This is a genomic window from Flavobacterium sp. Arc3, assembly GCF_041431375.1.
Lineage (GTDB): Bacteria > Bacteroidota > Bacteroidia > Flavobacteriales > Flavobacteriaceae > Flavobacterium.
On the sequence record NZ_JASMRI010000027.1, the window covers coordinates 25,141 to 45,472 of the forward strand.

A 20,332-nucleotide genomic window follows, 5' to 3' on the forward strand; every position below is an offset into this window, starting at 1 on the left:
CACAGTAAATTTATAAAAAATATGCCAATGTAATTCCCAAAACAATCATAGAAACCTTGGCAATATTGAATTTGTGCCCTTCACTGCTTTCAAAAATAATAGTGGAGGAAATATGAAATAATATCCCAATTACAACGGCCGTGATTTCAGTGTAGTAATCATTGAGTATTGGTAAAAAATCAGATGCAAAAGTTCCTAACGGTGTCATTAATGCAAAAGTCATCATAAAGCCAAAAATGGCTTTCTTATTCAGATGCGAATTAATGAAAAAAGTGGTTAGGATAATCGCGATCGGTAAATGGTGGATGGCTATGCCAACTGCCAAATCATGGTGATGACTTACTGGAAAACCTTCCAGAAATGCATGTATGCAAAGACTGATAAACAGTAACCACGGGATGTGAGACATGTTTAAATGACCATGCGTATGACCGTGTTCTGCGCCTTTTGAGAAAAATTCAAGTATAATCTGGAATAGAATTCCAAGCATAATGCAAATTCCTATGTTTGGATTTTTACTTTCATAAACATCCGGCAATAGGTGCATTACAGTCAGAGACAGTAAAAAAGCACCGCTAAAAGCCAATAGTAACTTTAGGTTGGTTTTGTTTTTAGGTTTTAAAAACAAGGCTATACCATATCCTAGTAATACCGAGAGTAAAGGTAAAAGGTAATTCATGCTAATTTGTCGAATTGTTGTTTTGCTTCGCTGCTCAATCGTTCCTTGTTAGTGGATGATTATACAAATTATCGAAGGGCTGAATATATTATTTAAAAATCATAATTAATCTCTCGCTTTCATTTCTATAGAATTTTTTTAACTTATAGTCTCCAAAAATGTCTAACAGATAGATTCCAGCTTCTTCCATTAAGGCTTCAAAGTCTTGAAGGGTTAAGGCTTTTACTTTTTCGGTATAATGAAATTTTTGTCCTTTGTCTTCAAAGTCAATTTCTTTATAAATATGTCCGTCTTTTAAATAGCGCTTTAAGTGGAAATCAATTCCTTCTACCGTTTTTGTTTCTTCTGGAACAAGGGTGTTTAGTACTTGGTTTACATTCATGAAATCAATCACGGCAAAACCATATTCAGATAAACTTTCTTTAATCGCTATTAAAGTCGTAAGATTATCTTGGTCATTTTCGAAGTAACCAAAACTGGTAAACAAATTAAAAATGGCATCGTACTTTTCTTCGAAAGGCTCTCGCATGTCATGCACTTTAAAATGCAAAGTGTCATTCGTGTTTTCGCTTGCCTTGTCAATACTGTTCTCAGATAAATCAGCACCTAAAACATCAAATCCCAATTGGTTCAAATAGATAGAATGACGGCCTTTACCACAAGCCAAGTCAAGTACTTTGGCTTTTTCAGGAAGATTGAGGTAGTTTGTTATGTTGTCCATAAAAAGCTGCGCTTCGCTGTAGTTTCGCTCTTTGTAAAGGATATGATAATAAGGTGTATCAAACCAAGAACTGAACCAAGTTTCTGTTGGTTGTTCTGGATTTATATTCGCTGGTTTTTGTTCTTCAGACATTTATTCTTTTTCAATTAATTCAAGTCCGGCAAATTTAGTGTATTTTTGCTGAAAAATAACGAAACCGTGCAGATACACAGAGATTCTCGTTGAGAAATCTTTAATTTTTATTACGGCTTAAACATAAAGCAGAAAAAGGTCTGTTTTAATTGATACACACAAATGGAAAATAATTTTAAGATGGTTGCCAAAACCTTTTTTGGTTTTGAGGAAATATTAGCAAAGGAATTACAAATGTTAGGCGCACAAGACGTAGAACAAGGAGTAAGAATGGTAAGTTTTAAAGGGGATAAAGGGTTTATGTACAAAGCTAATTTGTCATTGCGCACCGCTTTAAAAATTTTGAAGCCTATTTATTTTTTTAAAGCAAACAACGAACAAGCTTTATACAAAGGAATTTCTGGTGTAAACTGGTCAAGATATATTAGTGCCAATCAAACTTTTGTAATTGATGCTACGGTGCATTCCGATAATTTCAATCACTCTGAATTTGTTTCGCAAAAATGTAAGGATGCAATTGTAGATCAGTTTAGAGAACGTACAGGACAACGTCCAAGCATCGATAAAATACACCCCGATTTAAGAATCAACATTCATATCGACAAAGACCAGGTTTCTGTAGCATTAGACACTTCAGGAAACTCATTGCATCAACGTGGATATAGAACAGCAACTAATATTGCTCCAATAAATGAAGTATTAGCAGCAGGTGTTTTATTACTTTCAGGTTGGGACGGACAAGGTGATTTCTTAGACCCAATGTGTGGTTCAGGTACATTCTTGGCTGAGGCAGCAATGATTGCATGTAATATTCCGGCAAACATTAACCGTAAAGAATTTGCATTCGAAAAATGGCATGACTGGGATAATGATTTGTTTGACAATATCACAGACAGTTTGTTGAAAAGAGTAAGAGAATTCCATTACACGATAAAAGGTTTTGACAAAGCTCCATCTGCAGTTAGCAAAGCCAAAGACAATATTAAGAATGCTAATTTAGACGAGTATATCACGATCGAAGAGAAAAATTTCTTTGATACAGAGAAAACGACGCAAGGGAAATTACATATGGTATTTAATCCTCCTTATGATGAGCGACTGGATATTCACATGGAAGAATTCTATAAAAACATTGGTGATACTTTAAAGAAAAACTATCCTGGAACTAATGCCTGGTTTATCACTGGTAATCTAGATGCATTGAAATTTGTGGGACTAAAACCTTCGAGAAAAATTAAACTTTTCAACGCTAGTATTGAAGCCCGATTGGTGAAATACGAAATGTACGAAGGAAGTAAGAGAACTAAATTTCAGGTGACTGAAGGGGAGAGTGACATTGAGAAAAAAGAGAGTAAAGAATAAAGAATAAAGAAGCGAGAGAGTAGAAAGAGGGATTGTAGAAAGGATTAGTTCGTAAATATTTTCCACCTTTATACTTTTAAAACCTTAAACTTTAAACGAAAAAAAAATACAATGACTAAATTACAAGTAAGAGCATTTTTATATCAATTAGGCTGTTTTGCCATACTATTCATCTCAGCACGTTACCTTGTGGAGCGTTATACCGGATTAACTGATTTTTGGATTCCTTTGACCGCTTTTGTTGTTGGAACGCTTTTGTCTCCAAAATTCCAAGCCGTTAAAACCCAAGATGGAGAGAAGCTGTATATGAAATGGATTTTTACCAAAGGAGTAAAAGAAATAGGATAACGTTTATCCTAAAAACACATCAAAAAAGAACCGCAGTTTCACTGATTATTATAATCATGAAACTGCGGTTTATTATTTTGAATCATATTCTAATTCTAAGGAGTCTCTTTCAAATCAAACGGTTTTAAACACGTATAAAAAACTATGTTTCTATCTGATTAAAACAAGATTTAGAAACTTTATTTCTTCTTGTCTCCTTTTTTAGGAACTATAACAGGAATCACTTTCTTTTTATAAATAGGAATGAAATAGGAAACAGTATAATTAAAACCCACTCCAAAATCACCATTATAAGTTCTGTTAAAACCTGGAATATATAAGTTGTCAAAATTTGTTGGCTTTTTATTAGAAACTAATCGGTTCAAGCGTAAACTAAATCCCACAAATACATTATTAAAAACTTTTGCTTTTATTCCAGCAACAACTTCAATCCAACTAGCTGTTAATCCATTAAATTTCTCTCCTGAAGCAATGGCGGGTATTTCTCCAAAATAGTAGGAATTGGCGTTGTAAATTTTGTAGCTGTTCAATTCCTGATTAAAAGTACTGAAACCGTAACGTAGTCCAATAGAGATAATATTCTCCATGTCTAACCAGTTTTCGTAAGCGTTATAATCAAAACCTGCTTTTAGATACGATCCTTTTGTTGTAAAATTCAAACGGGAGTCATCGGTGGTTTTATTTTCGCTTCCAACTTCGGCAGCCAAAAAATATTTTTTTGTCAACCTATAGTCTCCCACAAATTCAATTCCTTTGTAATCCTTGTCATATAAAAAACGGGTTAATTTGAATAAGTCAACCCCCACACGCAATCCGTAACGATCTGTTTTAGCAGGAACGGCAGTGGTTTGTTTCTCATTGGGTAATTTTACTGTTTTTAAGCTCCCGTTATCAGGAATTATAGCTTTAGTACTTGTACTGTCAGCTACATTTTTTAGAGTAGTAGTGTCTTGCGCCTGAGCTAAAAACAATGAAAAAATGAGGCAAATACTAAAAATATATTTCAAGGTGTATTTCATTTTCGTTATCGATAGTACTATTTTTTACTGCAATATACTCAATCCATTTTTCATCAGCTACAGCTGCATCGGTATGAACATAAGGTGTTGTTGGATCTAAAGTGTATACGGTTTTAAAACCGCAAGCTCTCGAAACATAAATATTTTCCCTGGAATAATTAAATTTCAGTTCATCTTGATTTACCACGCTCGCATCCGTGTTACCATAATTCAAAATAAAGCTAAAACTAGTTGCGTCTGCATCCGTTTTTAACGGAATTGAAACAGTGCTTCCGTTGATTAAAGTACTACTGTCATAAGTAATACCTTCAGTCATTCCTTCGCCTATTATGGTTAAATCTGTTACCTCTTTTAAAACGGAAGAATTTGTGATATCATAAAACGAAATCACTAATCGGGGAGTGGTAACCGTATCGGCATCACAGATATCATCTTTCTCACAACTGGAGAAAGAGAAGGCAATTGCAAAAATTAAAAGAATTATTTTTTTCATAAAAATTTTATTGAATGAAGATTGTCGATTAACGATTGCTGATTTTAGATTTTAAAAAAAATCAGCAATCAAAAATCACTATTCTTAAATCAGAAATCTTATCTTCTTTCTAAAAGAACCACATTCTCTACGTGATGCGTTTGTGGAAACATATCCACAGGACGTACACGAGCTACTTTGTATTTCTCGTCCATCAAGGCTAAATCGCGAGCTTGTGTAGCTGAGTTACAACTTACATAAACGATTTTTTCAGGAGCAATTTTCATGATTTGTTCAATCACATCTTTGTGCATTCCGTCTCTTGGTGGGTCAGTGATGATAACATCAGGTTGTCCGTGTTGTGCAATGAATTCATCGTTAAATACGACTTTCATGTCTCCTACATAGAACTCACAATTATCAATACTATTACGTACTGCATTAGCTTTAGCATCCTTGATGGCATCAGGAACACTTTCTACACCAATTACTTTTTTTGCTTTTTTAGAAACAAACTGTGCAATGGTACCTGTTCCAGTATATAAATCATAAACGATTTCATTTCCGGTTAAACCAGCAAAATCTCTCGTTATTTTGTATAGTTCATACGCTTGATCAGAATTGGTTTGGTAGAATGATTTGGCATTAATGCTAAATTTCAAACCTTCCATTTCTTCTAAGATATAATCACGTCCTTTATATAGTTTAATATCGGTGTCGTATAAAGTATCGTTCGCTTTATTGTTGACCACATATTGCAAAGAAGTAATCTGTGGGAACTTCTCATAAAGATGATCTAAGATCAATTCTCTGTTTGCTTTGTCGTTTTCAAAAAACTGAATCAAAACCATGATTTCACCCGTAGAAGACGTACGCAACATTAAAGTACGTAGCAAACCTTCGTGCGCTCTTGGGTTAAAGAAAGTCAGACCATTTGCATTAGCAAAATCCTTCACTTCATTTCTGATTGCGTTTGATGGATCTTCCTGCAAATGACATTTGTTGATGTCTAGGATCTTGTCCCACATTTTTGGGATATGAAATCCTAATGCGTTTCTGTTTCCTAAATCTTCGGTACTTGCAATTTCGGCTTCAGTTAACCAACGGCTGTTAGAAAACGAAAATTCCATTTTATTTCTGTAAAAAAACTGCTTTTCTGAACCTAAGATGGGTTCAAATTCAGGAAGCTCTACTTTCCCTATGCGTTGCAAGTGGTTCAACACTTCATTTTGTTTGTAATACAACTGTTGGCTGTATTTCATATTTTGCCATTTACAACCCCCACAAACACCAAAGTGTTCGCAAATAGGTTCTATACGATGTTCTGAATATTCATGAAAATGAATTGCTTTTCCTTCGTAATAGGCCTTGCGCTTCTTAAAAGTTTGCACGTCAACCACATCACCCGGAACTACATTTGGGATAAACACTACTTTCCCATCAGGAGCCTTTGCTACTGATACTCCTTTTGCACCTGCATCGATGACTTTTATCTGGTGAAACACCACCTTATCTGTATTTTTCTTTGCCATGGCGCAAAAATAAGCGTTTGTATTCTTTTATAAATTCAAAATAGGAAATATTTTCAAAAAGAAGTGATTTTTATTTGGGCCCAATCCTGCTTTCCGCTACAAATCCTCGCATTGCAGGCAGTAACCTTACGCTTGTAAAGGAGCTTCCTGCGGTCGCTCTGTACAAGCAAGGGTTACAAATGCCTGCAATACTACGGATTTTCCGCTAGAATCAGGGGCAGGGGGAGTTAGGGTTGAGTGGGTTTACTTTAACTTAGGAAAAAGGATTAGGATGTGTTCTATATTTGTTTTCCTTTTCACTAATGAAAGTCCATATTTTTCTTTTAGTTGGGTCCCTATACTTTCAAAATTTTTGCTTTCAAGATTGAAACTATAAATGCCTTTGCTATCTGTTTTATCGTACACTATTTCCTTTTTTTGATTTGTCAACGCATAAACAAGTGAAGAAAGGGTAGCGTTTTCTATTACAATTTGTGCCGGTTTTATAGTAACTATATTCGCCGCGCTGTTATTTTTGGATTTGGATTTCAAAAAAAGATCGGGATTACTAATTCTTAGACCCCATACTGTTGTCGATACTTTATTTTTTTTAATTTTAAAATTATAACTTTCGACTAATCGATTTAAAGCACTATTTTTTGTTTGGGAACTGTCTTTGGATTTATTCTTAAAGTTGAAGTTTATTGTTTTGTTCAATTGCTTTTCATCATTCGTGTCAATTAATATTTCATTGATTTGGAGTAAATTGGATAGCGTAGTTTTAAGATTAACGTTTTTGTAGGCAATGCTGTCAGGATAATTTTTTAAAGTACTTGAACCATGCAAGTCATTTGTTTCTTCTATTTTGATGGAATACAAACGGGTTTCGGTATTTATAATTTCCGAATGGTTCGACATAGAAAGGATTCCTATGCTTATAAATACAGCATTGTGAAGTGCATGAAGTAAATAACCCCAGACAAACCCATAACGAACTCTAAGAAAACCTATAAAAAGGCCCAATAGTATTTGTGGCGCTATTAATATTGGGGATAAAAGTAAAATGGTATACGATAATTTATAATTTGTAATGTGCACTATACCAAAAAGTATGGCAGAAAAGTAAAATAGGTATGTGTATTTTTTTTTCCATAGAGAAGTCAATATTGTTTCTGCTTTTTTTTCATTCCTAGCGCCACTAAGAGAAATTAGAGAAATGATAAAGTGTAACAAATAATTGTTTTTATAGCGTAGATACAATCGAAAAATTAATTCTTCGAAAAAAGGAATAACAATGACAGTTGAGATTATGAGGACTGCAATAGGTAACGACTTGAATAATTCTACCATTTTGTGTCCTTCAAGATTTACTAGTCCTAACTCTTCTAATCCGCTAATTATAAAGGAAAAAGCTCCCATTAAAGGAATTTCAAGCAATAGTAATGAAAAAAGGATTTTAAATTTTCGGACAATTGTAAGTTCTGGTGCCGCTTCGTCTTTGGGATTTCGTAAAAAATCCATTAATTCAAAATAGGTTTCTTTTATTGTTTTCAACATTTTCTCTTGCTCTTTTTATTATTTAGTCTTGTTGAAAAAAATCTAGATGAATACTGTATCTAATTTATTTCAGTTGTTTAAAGTAGGGTTTGTATCTTCTGGAGAGAATTTATTTCATTTCAAACATAGTTAAAAAAATACGAATAGTAATACAAAAAATAATTAATTACTATTTCTAGATCGTTCTTGAATCAGATTGTATTTTCATTTAAAATCGAAATGTATTTTGAGTATTCCTTATCAAAAGATAAAAAAAATTAACTACGGGTTTTCCGCTAGAATCAGGGGCAGTTTATGTTGTAATTACGATTAGATAGAAAAGAAGTCAAAATTATAATATTTAGCTAAACCAAAGAGAATATTTTTGATTTCCAATAAAAGGAAGTAATTTTAATAAAAAATATTAGTTATGAAAACTTCTTTTAAGAATTTATTTTTATTGTTTTTTATATTTTGCGGGTTAGTATCCCAAGCGCAAAATGATGGTCGTTCAAGAATAGAACGAAATGTGCCACTAGTTGTAGTCGAATCATTTAATGCAGTTTTCTCTGCCAAAGATCCAGTCTGGTTTACTAGATATCAGGGCGAGAATAATCAAGAATTAGTGTATGAAGCTAAATTTATATTTAACAACAGATATTGTAAATCAGTATATGATTTTAATGGCAATCAAATTGTTTTTGCAGCTACCGTAGACTATCGTGAATTACCTGAAGGTGCCCGTAAATATATGGAAGAAAAATATCCCTTTTTCCCAATTGTGGAAGCTTTAATGGTTACAGATAATGAAAATCAAGATACTTATGAAATAGGCGTTTATATTGATAATCAATATATGATACAAGTTTTTTCTAAAGAGGGAGATTTTATAAAAAACACAAAACCATAATTATGCTCCTTATTGTCACTTTCAATTGTAGTTTGAGTTAAAAATGATTTTTACTTTTCATCCATTCGTAATTAACAATCGTCAGAAAATAAAAAACAACATCAGCACAAATTTTTCCAGCCATAATACCAGTTAATGCGTTTCCAGTGAGGATAGGTAACCAATACATACAAAAGGGACGAATAAATAGAATATCTAATACCGCAGGATAGCCAAATTCCAGTAATAGGTTTTTGATAATCATCAGCACGTCGCTGAAAGTTGTCTTTTTTTGTATTGCTTTATTCTTTTTGGTACGCTGCCAGTACGCCATGCTAATAATCACGCTGTAAAAGGCAAAATACTCGACAAAGGTAATCAGGTAAGCGGTTGTCAAACCACTAAAGACTCTGCTAAACTGGGAACCCAATAATGCAGCCGTTGTAGCCGACAACTCGGCATACTTATAACGATCAAACCATTCTTTAAACTGTGTTTTAGAAAGCATAAATGCGGGTTGCTACTTTAATGAAAGACAAAACTAGACAAAATTACGGTTAGGAAAAGTAAAATTGTTTCTGGGCAATAGGAATGGCTATTGTCACAAGCTTTGTATTTTGATAAAGCTGCAATTGCTGTATCGATTTTGTTTGATGGAACTAAAAGCAAATGACAAACGATAATGCAAGATCTTTTTGTAAATTTAGGATTGGGAGTTAAAACGGGGAGCCTCTGTTTTCGGAGCCTTAACATCAACTAAATTCCGAAAATCCCTTCCCGTAGGTTCTTCAAAAACTTCTAATTTAAATTGAGAGGTAATCGTTAATAAATGATCAAAAATATCAGATTTGACTACCTCATATTTTTCCCATTCTTTTTCATAAGTGAAACAATAGATTTCTAGTGGCATCCCTTTAGAAGTGGGGTCTAATTGCCGCACCATGTTGGTCATTTCTATATTGATATTTGGATTTGAAAGAATATAGTTTTCGGCATAAACTCTAAAAACGCCAATGTTAGTCAAGCTTTTGGCGTTAACTAGGTTAGATTCATTATCAATTAACGCAGAATTGGTCTTTTTAATTTCTTTTTCTTTCTCAAGGATGTAGTCCGTGATAAGCGTATACTTTTTAAATTGCTCTAACATTTGATCATCACAAAAACAAAAACTACTTACCTTTAGATATATGGCTCTTTTTATTCTTCGACCTCCTGAATTACTCATACCGCGCCAGTTTTTAAAGGAATCAGTAATGAAAGCATAAGTAGGAATTGTAGTGATCGTTTTATCCCAGTTTTGAACTTTAACGGTGCTTAAATTAATGGACATTACATCGCCATCGGCATCATATTTTGGCATCGCAATCCAATCGCCTACGCGTACCATATCATATACTGACATTTGGATGCTCGCAACAAAACCTAAAATGGTATCCTTGAAAATTAATAATAAAATAGCCGTCATCGCTCCCATCGCTCCCAGAAAGTAAAAAGGACTCTTTCCTAAAAGTAAGGACAAAATGAGAATTCCGCCTACGAAATAAACAATAATATTCAGAACTTGAATGTAACTCGTGATGGGTTTGTCCTTAAAAATAGGAGACTTCGATAGAATTTCATCAAATACCGCCAGTAAAGCAATAATCGTCCAGATAATAACAATAAGAATTACAATCATGGCAAGCGTGACAATGTAATTTGAAACTACTGGGTATTCTACAAAAATGGAAGGCACGGTAAGAATGACAAGAAGCGCTGGAATGATATAGGCGAGTTTATCAAATATTTTTTTTTCAACTAAGATGTCGTCCCAAGTAATCTTAGTTTTTAAAAATAGTTTGTGTATGGAGCCAACAATGATTTTCTTAGTTAAAAGCCAGGCGATAAAACAAAGAAGAAGTAATCCTAAAAGGAGTATTGGAAGATTGATGTAATGCGCAATTTGAGGTTCTATACCAAAATAATCAGTTAACCAGCTAGGGTCTAGTTTTATGTAGGAGTATTTTTCGTCGGGTAGAATCATTACTTTAATTTGTTTTGTACAAAGGTAACATTCACAATTGAAGACAAGAACAGAACCTGATGATTGGGTTTTTCTTAACAGTATTAAAAAATTACAGGGATTGTTAGTGTGAGCTATTTCACCACGTTAATTAATCGCTTTAAGCTGTTTCATTTCTTGCAACGGTTGACAGCATTGTAGTCTTTCCAAATCTTTGGGTCATACGATTTGAAAAATTAAATCTTTCATCAGTTCCAGAAAGGGAGATTCAACAATTGAAATTAGTTTTTATCGAAAGAGAAAAACTAGTAAGAGTGTTTCTTCTCGTTGTATCATCAATGGAAAATAATGGATTCATATCTAAGTCGTGTACACAGAAATTGACCTTATAAATATAAAAAAAATCCATAATTTTAAAAACTCTTTAAAAAGTATTGAGAAAAAAAGGAAGACAATAATAATCAGAAATGAACAACTTAAACAACAATACGACTTAGTTAAAAGTATATCTGCAGTAGGAGAACAGACTGCTTTTTACTTTATAATTGTAAGAAAACGATTTAAGGACTTTAAAACAGGGTGTGAATTTACTTGTTATTCAGTTTGCCGTGTTTTTGAATGTTTTCTTTTCTTTCAAAATTTTAAAAACTGCACTAACGTTATTTTCTCCGCGATGTGAATAATAATTACCGTTAGAATCTATTATAACTGTGCTATTACAAGGGTAATGAATGGCAAAAAAAATGGTCTCTATTAATTTGTTTTTATCCTTAATCCAGTTAATATTTCCATATGCTGCTGTTCCCTCGGGTGATTTGTAGACGAAAAACTGTTTAATATTTTGGTTCTTTTTAAGCCTTTTTAAGTATTCTTGATAGTTCTTTCTCGTCATTTCTTTGTCCCCGCTACTATTATAGGCATCTTGACCAGGGTAATAATTGATAACTATTATATCGTCTTTATCAAAATAGGCAGAACTAGTGGCTAAATTTGATTTTAATGCATTGAGTTGACTGTTACTTATTTTACCTTTTTTAATTCTTTTAACGCTAACATTTAAGTAAATAGAATCAGCATCAAATTTTAAATTAAAATAATCATCCCCTGAATTGCGGTCGTATTCTTGTTTACTGATCAACTCTAAATCATCATTTACATAAACTTCCTTTTTTTGGGCAGAAACAATCGAAATGCTAACAGTAATAAATAGAGTTAGAAAGAAGTTACTTTTTTTCATTTTATTTAAGTTTTGGATGTTTTGTTACAAGAAAGGTTTGATTTTATAAGATTTCAAGTGAAGATTGTTGTCTGATTATGTTTTTGACCCTAAATCATTTATGCTGTTTTAATTTTTCAAATTAGTGTATTTGATTTTAATGCTGTCGCTAAATTTAATTAATTGCTTTAAACTGTTTCATTTCTTGTAACGGTTCAATAGCATTGTAGTCTTTCCAAATCTTTGGGTCATACGATTTAATCGTTATAAAATTGAAGTCCTGTTCCTTAATTTTTTCAATGGCAGCAACTGTTGCTTCAGCACGCGACATATTTAGGAATTCTGTTTTATTGCGAGTATTGGCTTCTATTTTAAAATCAAGTGCCAATACATCTTTTTCGCCGCTGGTTAACTCTATAAGCTTCAATGGACGATTGAGATAAAAGTAATTTCCAGTTTCGGTAGCGGCATACTGCATGTAGTAGTTGTCGTCTTCGGCTCTTTTTTTGTAAATAATCGTTCCTTTGCTAACATTCTCAGATACTTTAATTCCCAAAAGAAACTTCATATTAAAATTATGCACCTTTTCTCCTTCGTCTAGGACATAATCGGTTCGTAGTACCGCATAATCAGTTTCAGAAATATAGAGTTTACCCACATACATGGCTTTGCTTCTTCGAGGTTTAAAAGTTAGAACGTAAGCAAATTCATTTTCATTAGTGTAGGTCGTGCCTTCAAAAGTATAGTCATATAACTCTGGTTTTTGTATAAAATCAAACCTCTTGTTGTTTAACAAATTGTTTTGATACATAAAGCTGTTCAGGTTACTTTTGGTAGCAGTTAGCTGGCTGCTTACTTCTATATTAATACCTGTTTTTTTCTTTCTATTGAAGTCTTTACGTAGCGAAATAGTATCTCTTGATCCTATAAGTCCGCTTTTTATGCGGTAAAATTTAGTAGTATCGAGGTGCTGTAGCATCAGGTTTCTTCCTTTTTTTTCTAAATCGTCTAAGGAAGTAGACTCTCCTTCATTTTTTAAAACAGTGGCCTTTAAAACATCTAGTTTTGAGGTAAACACAAACTTATCTGCTTTTTTTGTTTTAACCGAATAGTAATTACAAAGGATATCAGTAAATGATACTGGTGGATGCTTAATTAATTTAGTAGAAAAAGACTGCAGGTCATTGTTGATTTTTGATAATGCTTGCTTGTTAAAACCAGTTGATTTGTCAATTTCGACATCAATGATAGAAGGATTAAAATAACTAGAGGTTCTATAAAAGAACATTTCTTTAGACCCTTTCTCCCCAGTTGTATAATTACGACTCAAGTTGGCTTTTACATTTGCCATAATCTCGTAGGGATTTGGTTTTTTGTTAGACACTTCAACATCATCCAGTTCGTAAACGCCAGGCAGGAGTTTAATTGTAAAATCAAGCTTTTTTAATTCGGCCACAGTTAATTGTTGATTAACAAAACCCAAATACGAAATTGTAAGCAGCGTTGCATCTTGACTGTTCTTTTCTGAGAGTGTAAAATAGCCTTCACCATTAGAAACCAAGTTCTCCGATTCGTTTACCTTAATATTAGCATACGGAATACTTTCTCCTGTTGCCGCATCAATGATTTTACCTTTTGTATTTTGTGCTAATGCTAGTTGGAACAAAAGCAAAGTAAAAAATGTAGAAATTAACGTAGTTTTCATAGGTAAGAGGTTATTTATAAACAAGACGAAGCTGCGATAGTTTTGTTACAGCATTTTAGGTGCTTTTTTCTGGCAACAAATTGAAAATCATTGATGTCGTTTTATTTATATACATTCGAGGTTTATTTGTTGTTTTGACCATTGGTAGAAATCACAAAATCAGTATCGTTTGTAAGTAACTTAATGACATTGTCTCATATAAAATAATACTGTATTTTGTGGTATCTGACGACGTACCATACGAAAGGATTCGTGCGGCGGGCACAATGGCCTCTTGAATATCTCTCTAAAATCTTTAAGATAAGTGCACAGTATTGCGGAAGTATAATTGGTTCCGTTCAACACGAGCTTCATTGTTGGTGCTAAGCACCCAACGAAACTCTAGCTGTTGTGTGAAGTTTTATTCAATTATTACTTCTCTATAAATAGCGATTGGACTAATTGCTATTTTTGGAAAACTAGGAACAAAAAAGAATTTTTCAAAGTTTTCAAATGATGAAAATACATTTCTAAATATTTTATCGTAAGCGACAGCTTCGGTTAATTCATCATCTTCATATCCTAAAAATTCATCGTTTAAATCTACTCGAATATCTTTTTTTCTTGGACAAGAAGTAATTACACCAAATACTGATAATTTAATATTTGGTCGACTGCCATACGTGAATATTACATTCTCAAAGTCACCATTTACTAAATATTGACTTTTTAAATTAGATAATATTTGAAATTCTGGAAAAGAATCGAAAGGTGCTAATCTAAAATTCAATCTATTTGGTGAAAAAGTGTCCAAAAATGTTTTAACTCGCTCTACAAAAGTTTCATCAAGAAGTTGAGCATCTGATAATTCTTCTAGAGTTTTGTCAAACTGTTTTTCAATGGCTTTTAATTTTGCTAATTCCTTGACATTATTTGCTTTTGCAAGCCCTCTTCTGAGTTCATTAATTTGTTTTTTTTTGAGAAATTATTTCTGGATAATTTTCTAAAACAGAAGCATAAATAAGTCTTTGGATTTCATTAAAATTTGACATTATTTCTTTAAAACGTTTAAAATCTTCAAATGAACTCCAACCATTTGCTTTAATATAGTTATAGTTTGGCACTTCCTCTAAAAAATCATTGAATGAGGTTGTTAATGATAAGTTCAAATCTTTAAGAACGCTCTTTTCGGTAAGCTTTTGCTCAACTTCATTTAGTAATTCGTGATAAAGTTCGATTCTTTCAGTTCTAATTTTTTTATCTTTATCCGAACTACCAATACTTCCTTTAAAAATTTTTAAATCAAATCCCAATTCGGAATTTAAACCACCTTCTTCTTCAATTGCTCTTGTTATTTCACTAATCAATCCACCACTTAGCTGGCTATTTATTGATTTAGCTTTATCATAGTTAAAATAAATTAAGTCTTTTATTGATTTCATTGTTGGTTTTTTAGGTTTCAGAAGCTTGCATATATCGTTTCGCCACTTTGAGATGGCTGGAGGTTCGTAATCGCTCAATTTTCGGCTTAACGAAAACTTGATGCGAAACGGTAATTCCACTAAACTCCAGCTAGCTCAAAACAGCTGTTATAACACGTTTTTGTATTTTTTTGCCAATGTAACAATATCTATGATTTCGTTTTGGTTACTATTTATTATGCCGTAAGTTGAATTAACAATATTGTTCAATTCACTCCAGCTTAAATTTTGACAACGTTCAATTACGAAATCAATAACAATTTTACTATTAGTATTTAGATTTAATTCATTTTTGAGATCAGAAAATTTTATCACAATATGTTGATTATTACTATCATCAATTTTGGTTATTAATTCAAAATTTGAAGAATCTTCAAATATTTGGATTAAATTGTTGTAATATGGGCCATACTTAGTTTGAGTCCAACTAATATCTGTTAACTTCTCAAAATTAGTTATTGAAAATCTCCATTCTATAAGGTAAAGAAGTTTCATCGTTCTTGAAAAAGAAAGTTGATTCGAATTTGGATATTTTCGATACAAATAAATTAATATGTTAATTACTTTTTCCATAATTAAAATCCGGTATTTTGAGCGTTATCTAATGTAGGGAAATTCCAGTCTATCTTTTCTATAAATGCAGTTAATTTACTTTCTTCGTCATTAATTACTTTTTCTAATTCTTCTATTTCAAATGCTTTATTTTTTTCACTTTCAATTACTATAATTGAAGTTCTTTGAATACCCCTAGAATCCATAAAAGCTTTCAAATAGAAACTTTTACTTTTCATTGTTATGTTTTCCAATGTTTCTGGATCAATTTTGTAAATTGTATTAAAAAATGTGCAAATTGCCTTTTTAGACCTAGCTTTTGAACTATAATCTGGAATTCCCGAATTTAAAAAGTAATGCCCTTCCTGCCATGCTTTTGCAATCAACCCTTGATCAGAATCATAATGTCTGCGCCTTACAACTTTTAAAACAGGATTAGAACTATATCTGCCAATTATATAAAATTTATCATCTTGGAATTTATACATACTAATTCTATCGGTATCTTTTAATCCAAGCTTAAAAAACAATGATGCTAAATGTTCATTGAAAATTTCTGAATAATTCCTGTTAATTTGCTGGATTTGACTTTCTAATAACTGAATTTTATCTTGTAGCTTTTCGTTTGTATTATTTAATTCTAAAATCGACTTGCTTTTTTTTGATTGCTGAAAGTAGAAAAATATATTAATGATGAAACCAAGTATAACTAATATTATTGCAACAATTTTAGAATCAACAATTTTCCAAAAAATAGATTTATTTAAGCTAAACAAAATTCCCGCACTAGCATATAAAAATCCATTAACCAAAGAATTAGTAAATTCTAAACCATGCTGATCTATATATTTAAAGAATTTTAAAAACTTACTATCTTGATTCATTCTGTTTTATCGTTTATTTAAAATGTGTTATAACTCGTAAATAACATCAAGAACATACGTGTTTTAATACATTATTTACTTAAACGTAAATAGACAATTTAAAAACCACTCCCACAATACCCACTTTTAATGATATATCAAAATTCTCTCACAGGATGTTTTATTATACTATTATTCTAAATATCTTTACGGTTCTATAATTAGCTACTATTTACATGAAAAAACTATTATTCATTGCGTTTTTCGCAATTACAACTGGCGTTTTTGCCCAAGACAATACACCAAGTAAAGTTGGCGAAAGCTACACTAAGAAAGAGGTGCAAATAAAAATGCGAGACGGAGCTACTTTGTTTACGGCCATTTACACACCAAAAGATCTTTCAAAAAAGTACCCAATCATTATGCAACGTACGCCTTACAGCTGCGCTCCTTATGGGGGAAATGAATTTAAAAAGAGCATAGGTCCCAGTGAAACCATGATGAAAGAAGGGTATATTGTGGTCTATCAAGATGTACGCGGGCGCTGGATGAGCGATGGCTTGTATGATAACATGCGTGCTTTTATCCCTAATAAAAAAGGAAAAAGCCAAATAGATGAAGCGTCAGACACTTATGATACGATCGATTGGTTGGTTAAAAATGTGGGAAACAATAACGGGAATGTAGGTGTTTGGGGAATTTCATACCCTGGATTTTACTCTACTTATTCGTTGTTGAGTAATCATCCTGCTTTAAAAGCAGTTTCGCCACAGGCTTGTATTAGCGATTTCTTTTTTGATGATTTTCATCACAATGGTGCTTATTTATTGAGCTATTGGAAAGCGACACCTTTATTTGGTATCCAAAAATCAGAAAAAACCAGCAAATCTTGGTACCAATTGCCTGACTTAGGAACTAAAGATGATTATCAGTTTTTTCTGGATGCAGGACCTTTGTCTAACTTAGATAAATTCTATGGCAAAGACAATGAATTTTGGCAACAGCTAAAAGACCATTCTAGTTATGATGATTTCTGGCAAAAGCGTGGGATTCTGCAACATTTAAAAGATATTAAACCTGCAGTTATGACTGTAGGAGGTTGGTTTGATGCCGAGGATTTATACGGTCCTTTAAATACGTACCAAGCGATTGAAAAAAGTAGTAAAAACTACAATACGATTGTTATGGGACCTTGGAGTCATGGTGACTGGGCAAGAAATGGAGCGCAAGCTGTTATTGGTAACATAAACTTTGGGGATAGTATTTCTGGATTTTTTCAAAAAAATATTGAAGCTAAATTTTTCCGTCATTTCTTAAAAGACAATGGCAAAGGGGAAAACACGCTACCGGAGGCTTATGTTTTTGATACTGGATCTAAAGATTGGAAATCGTATAATGTTTGGCCACCAAAAAATGCAGCTAAAGAAAGTTTTTATTTGGCACAGGATAAATTAATGACCGCATCACAAAATGGTGTTGGTTTTCAAGAGTTCATCAGTGATCCTAAAAAACCAGTTCCGTTTACCGAAGATATCAATCAAAAAGGAATCACGCCAAGAAAATACATGACCGATGACCAGCGTTTCGCCGCACGTCGCCCTGATGTTTTGGTATATGAAACCGAGGTTTTAGAAAACAATATGACTTTGGCCGGCGATATCTTAGCACAATTGCAGGTTTCTACTACAGGAACAGATTCTGACTGGATTGTAAAAGTAATTGATGTTTTTCCTAATGATGAACCAGAAACGCCAGAAGTAGCTCCTTATTTAAAAATGAGTAATTACCATATGATGGTGCGCAGCGAAGTGATGAGAGGTCGTTTTAGAAATAGTTTCATCAATCCGGAACCTTTTATAGCAAATCAAAAAACAGCGGTGAATATCAAATTGCAAGATGTGATGCACACATTCAAGAAAGGACATAAAATTCAAATCCAAATTCAAAGCACTTGGTTTCCATTGATAGACTTGAATCCGCAAACTTATGTAGAGAATATCTTTTATGCAAAGCCAGAAGATTTTAAAAAGCAAACACAACGTGTATATGATGATTCTAAAATTATATTTTCTGTTGTGAAATAATAGCAAATGATTTTTATACTAAAAACCCAATCCTATTCATTACGGATTGGGTTTTTGTTTTTAGGAGGTTTTAATTTCTAGTTAGTAACGACTGTAAAAGTATTGTTTCTCAAAAAACAATGTTATAAACCAATTTTAAAGCACATTGGTTTAAAATATAAAAGCCCAAAATCGTGTGATTTGGGCTTTTATGCTTTATTTTAAAAATAGCGATTAAGATTGTAGTTAACCATTTAGAACCACTACATTTTTATTTTTATAGAATCAAAATTGGTAGAGTTGACACCAATTAAGCCATAGGTAGTTTCTCCCTTTTTTATAGTTTTCCCATTGATGTTGTAGTCATTCAAGTCAGTGTTGAATTTTTTATTGGCAGAACTTGCAGCAATCATATTTCCACCTGCTAAACCTGGTCCAAGAATTAAACCTATAGGAAACGAACTCTTGGTTTCGCTATAGCCGTAGGAATTGGTTTCGGTTTTCATAAATTGTACTGGAGCCAAAAGTAAATACCACAAATAAGAAGTAGGACTTTGTTTTAACATTCTGTAGACTGTTTCTTTTTCCATTATAGAAAGCATAGTATTGTCGTCATACGTTAAGGTAATGTCCCTTCCAAAGACTAAATCATTCTCTGTATTATTAGTAATTTTAATTGCAACTAGTTTCACGTTTTTTTTGTGCTCCTTTTTGGCGTATTTTTTTTCCAGCAAATTGTATTTATATTCAAAAGTGACTCCGCTATTTGTGTTTTTTGAAAGATAATTCAAACTTGGAGGATTGATGGGATGGAAGCTTGATGCGCAGCTGTTTAATAATAAAGCACAAGATGATAAGAGAATAATTTTTAAAATTTTCATAAATAGGTTATTTTGTATTGGCTGATTTTAGCAGGTTCAAAACTAGTAATTTTCTTAATAAAAACAATAAAAAAAATAAATAATTATTTCATGGATAGTGCCAGTGCAATGGCGTTATCTGCCAAAGGCTCCATTACTTGGTAACCTCTTTTATTTGGGTGTACTCCATCTTCAGAATATTCAGCTTGTAAACCTTTACGTTCGTCAACCATAGTAGCATAATAGTCAAGATAAACAAGGTTGTTTGTATCAGTATAATTGATTAAGATTTCATTTAATGCGGTGATTTTATCAGCGGGTTGTTGATTAGGCTTCCATGGGAAATCAAAAGCAGGCAAAACGGAACAAAGTACAACTTTAATATTATGGGCTTTCGCCAATTCTACCATAGAAAAAATATTGTTTGTAATCATATTTAAGGTTGCTGGTCCCGTGTTTCCGGCAATATCATTAATTCCAGCCAGAATGACCACTACACTTGGTTTTAAGTCAATAACATCAGCTCTGAATCGAATAAGCATTTGCGGTGTTGTTTGTCCGCTGATACCTCGATTTACATAAGGTTTTCCTTGAAAATAAGTTCCGTCAACAGTGCTCCAAAATTCTGTTATTGAGTCTCCCATAAATACAACTCTATTTTGTCCCACTGTGGGTGTTGACAATGCTAAATTTTCTTTTTGGTATTTGTTTAAATTGGGCCAATCTTGTGCCTTTAGTTTTTGTGTCATAAAGAAATTTAAAAGTAGAATTGCAAAAAGAGAGTTGAAATTTTTCATAGGAAACAATTTAGTTAGTTGCCATTAAACAATGTGTTTTGATAAACAAACTTAATACTTTTAGTGGAATAATTTTTATGGGTGCTAAATCTAAAAGGTTTCTTTTATCGTACATCTCTTTAATTAAATCAAAATACAGATGGAC

At 32.6% G+C, this 20,332-nt stretch carries 20 protein-coding genes; 4 read left to right on the forward strand and 16 right to left on the reverse strand.

All coding sequences use genetic code 11. The annotated features are described in order from the left end of the window. Window positions 1-10: 10 nt before the first annotated feature. A complete protein-coding gene (locus QO200_RS16460) occupies window positions 11-679 on the reverse strand; it encodes a ZIP family metal transporter (protein ID WP_371542269.1) in 669 nt (222 codons plus the stop codon). Between the two features lie 88 nt (window positions 680-767). Beyond that, a complete protein-coding gene (locus QO200_RS16465) occupies window positions 768-1,532 on the reverse strand; it encodes a class I SAM-dependent methyltransferase (RefSeq protein ID WP_371542273.1) in 765 nt (254 codons plus the stop codon). A gap of 162 nt (window positions 1,533-1,694) precedes the next feature. On the opposite strand from QO200_RS16465, the gene QO200_RS16470 reads away from it, so the two are divergent. Together QO200_RS16470 and QO200_RS16475 are read left to right on the forward strand one after the other, a co-directional pair. Further along, a complete protein-coding gene (locus tag QO200_RS16470) occupies window positions 1,695-2,894 on the forward strand; it encodes a class I SAM-dependent RNA methyltransferase (protein WP_371542276.1) in 1,200 nt (399 codons plus the stop codon). Window positions 2,895-3,005: 111 nt separating this feature from the next. Then, entirely contained in the window at window positions 3,006-3,242 is a 237-nt protein-coding gene (locus tag QO200_RS16475) for a hypothetical protein (protein ID WP_371542279.1), read from the forward strand. 179 nt (window positions 3,243-3,421) lie between these two features. Here QO200_RS16475 and QO200_RS16480 read toward each other — a convergent pair whose 3' ends face one another. From QO200_RS16480 to QO200_RS16495, 4 genes are all read right to left on the reverse strand, one after another. Further along, window positions 3,422-4,261, reverse strand: a complete 840-nt coding sequence (locus tag QO200_RS16480; RefSeq protein ID WP_371542282.1) for a DUF6048 family protein — start codon at window positions 4,259-4,261, stop codon at window positions 3,422-3,424. Then, the gene (locus QO200_RS16485; RefSeq protein ID WP_371542284.1) at window positions 4,233-4,754 is read right to left on the reverse strand and encodes a DUF6452 family protein; all 522 of its coding nucleotides are present in this window, start codon (window positions 4,752-4,754) and stop codon (window positions 4,233-4,235) included. Before QO200_RS16485 ends, QO200_RS16480 begins: the two co-directional genes overlap by 29 nt. 98 nt (window positions 4,755-4,852) lie before the next feature. Then, complete coding sequence (rlmD, locus tag QO200_RS16490) at window positions 4,853-6,265, reverse strand: 23S rRNA (uracil(1939)-C(5))-methyltransferase RlmD (RefSeq protein WP_371542287.1); 1,413 nt, start codon at window positions 6,263-6,265, stop codon at window positions 4,853-4,855. A 243-nt stretch (window positions 6,266-6,508) separates the two neighbouring features. Then, complete coding sequence (locus QO200_RS16495) at window positions 6,509-7,801, reverse strand: type II CAAX prenyl endopeptidase Rce1 family protein (RefSeq protein WP_371542289.1); 1,293 nt, start codon at window positions 7,799-7,801, stop codon at window positions 6,509-6,511. A 409-nt stretch (window positions 7,802-8,210) separates the two neighbouring features. Here QO200_RS16495 and QO200_RS16500 point away from each other — a divergent pair, with 409 nt between their 5' ends. Beyond that, window positions 8,211-8,690 (forward strand): hypothetical protein, encoded by a 480-nt coding sequence (locus QO200_RS16500; RefSeq protein ID WP_371542292.1) that lies wholly within the window; start codon window positions 8,211-8,213, stop codon window positions 8,688-8,690. Between the two features lie 37 nt (window positions 8,691-8,727). On the opposite strand, the gene QO200_RS16505 is transcribed toward QO200_RS16500, so the two are convergent. The 8 genes from QO200_RS16505 to QO200_RS16540 form a co-directional block, all read right to left on the reverse strand. Continuing rightward, window positions 8,728-9,177, reverse strand: coding sequence for a hypothetical protein (locus QO200_RS16505; protein WP_371542294.1), 450 nt, complete (start codon window positions 9,175-9,177; stop codon window positions 8,728-8,730). 195 nt (window positions 9,178-9,372) lie between these two features. Continuing rightward, window positions 9,373-10,692, reverse strand: coding sequence for a mechanosensitive ion channel family protein (locus QO200_RS16510; RefSeq protein WP_371542296.1), 1,320 nt, complete (start codon window positions 10,690-10,692; stop codon window positions 9,373-9,375). Between the two features lie 577 nt (window positions 10,693-11,269). Then, on the reverse strand, window positions 11,270-11,908 hold the full coding sequence (locus QO200_RS16515; RefSeq protein WP_371542298.1) for a hypothetical protein: 639 nt from the start codon (window positions 11,906-11,908) through the stop codon (window positions 11,270-11,272). A 154-nt stretch (window positions 11,909-12,062) separates the two neighbouring features. Then, complete coding sequence (locus QO200_RS16520; protein WP_371542301.1) at window positions 12,063-13,592, reverse strand: carboxypeptidase-like regulatory domain-containing protein; 1,530 nt, start codon at window positions 13,590-13,592, stop codon at window positions 12,063-12,065. Window positions 13,593-13,992: 400 nt separating this feature from the next. Further along, window positions 13,993-14,385, reverse strand: a complete 393-nt coding sequence (locus tag QO200_RS16525; protein ID WP_371542304.1) for a hypothetical protein — start codon at window positions 14,383-14,385, stop codon at window positions 13,993-13,995. A gap of 148 nt (window positions 14,386-14,533) precedes the next feature. After that, complete coding sequence (locus QO200_RS16530; RefSeq protein WP_371542307.1) at window positions 14,534-15,013, reverse strand: hypothetical protein; 480 nt, start codon at window positions 15,011-15,013, stop codon at window positions 14,534-14,536. Window positions 15,014-15,160: 147 nt separating this feature from the next. Further along, the gene (locus tag QO200_RS16535; RefSeq protein WP_371542310.1) at window positions 15,161-15,625 is read right to left on the reverse strand and encodes a type II toxin-antitoxin system antitoxin SocA domain-containing protein; all 465 of its coding nucleotides are present in this window, start codon (window positions 15,623-15,625) and stop codon (window positions 15,161-15,163) included. Window positions 15,626-15,627: 2 nt separating this feature from the next. Then, complete coding sequence (locus QO200_RS16540) at window positions 15,628-16,488, reverse strand: hypothetical protein (protein ID WP_371542313.1); 861 nt, start codon at window positions 16,486-16,488, stop codon at window positions 15,628-15,630. Between the two features lie 215 nt (window positions 16,489-16,703). Between QO200_RS16540 and QO200_RS16545 the strand changes: the two genes are divergently transcribed. Then, window positions 16,704-18,551: a CocE/NonD family hydrolase gene (locus QO200_RS16545; RefSeq protein WP_371542315.1), complete on the forward strand. Its 1,848-nt coding sequence runs from the start codon at window positions 16,704-16,706 to the stop codon at window positions 18,549-18,551. Between the two features lie 242 nt (window positions 18,552-18,793). Here the strand turns inward: QO200_RS16545 and QO200_RS16550 are convergent, their stop codons facing one another. Together QO200_RS16550 and QO200_RS16555 are read right to left on the reverse strand one after the other, a co-directional pair. Further along, entirely contained in the window at window positions 18,794-19,411 is a 618-nt protein-coding gene (locus tag QO200_RS16550; RefSeq protein WP_371542318.1) for a hypothetical protein, read from the reverse strand. An 83-nt stretch (window positions 19,412-19,494) separates the two neighbouring features. Further along, entirely contained in the window at window positions 19,495-20,187 is a 693-nt protein-coding gene (locus tag QO200_RS16555; RefSeq protein ID WP_371542320.1) for an SGNH/GDSL hydrolase family protein, read from the reverse strand. Window positions 20,188-20,332: the final 145 nt, after the last annotated feature.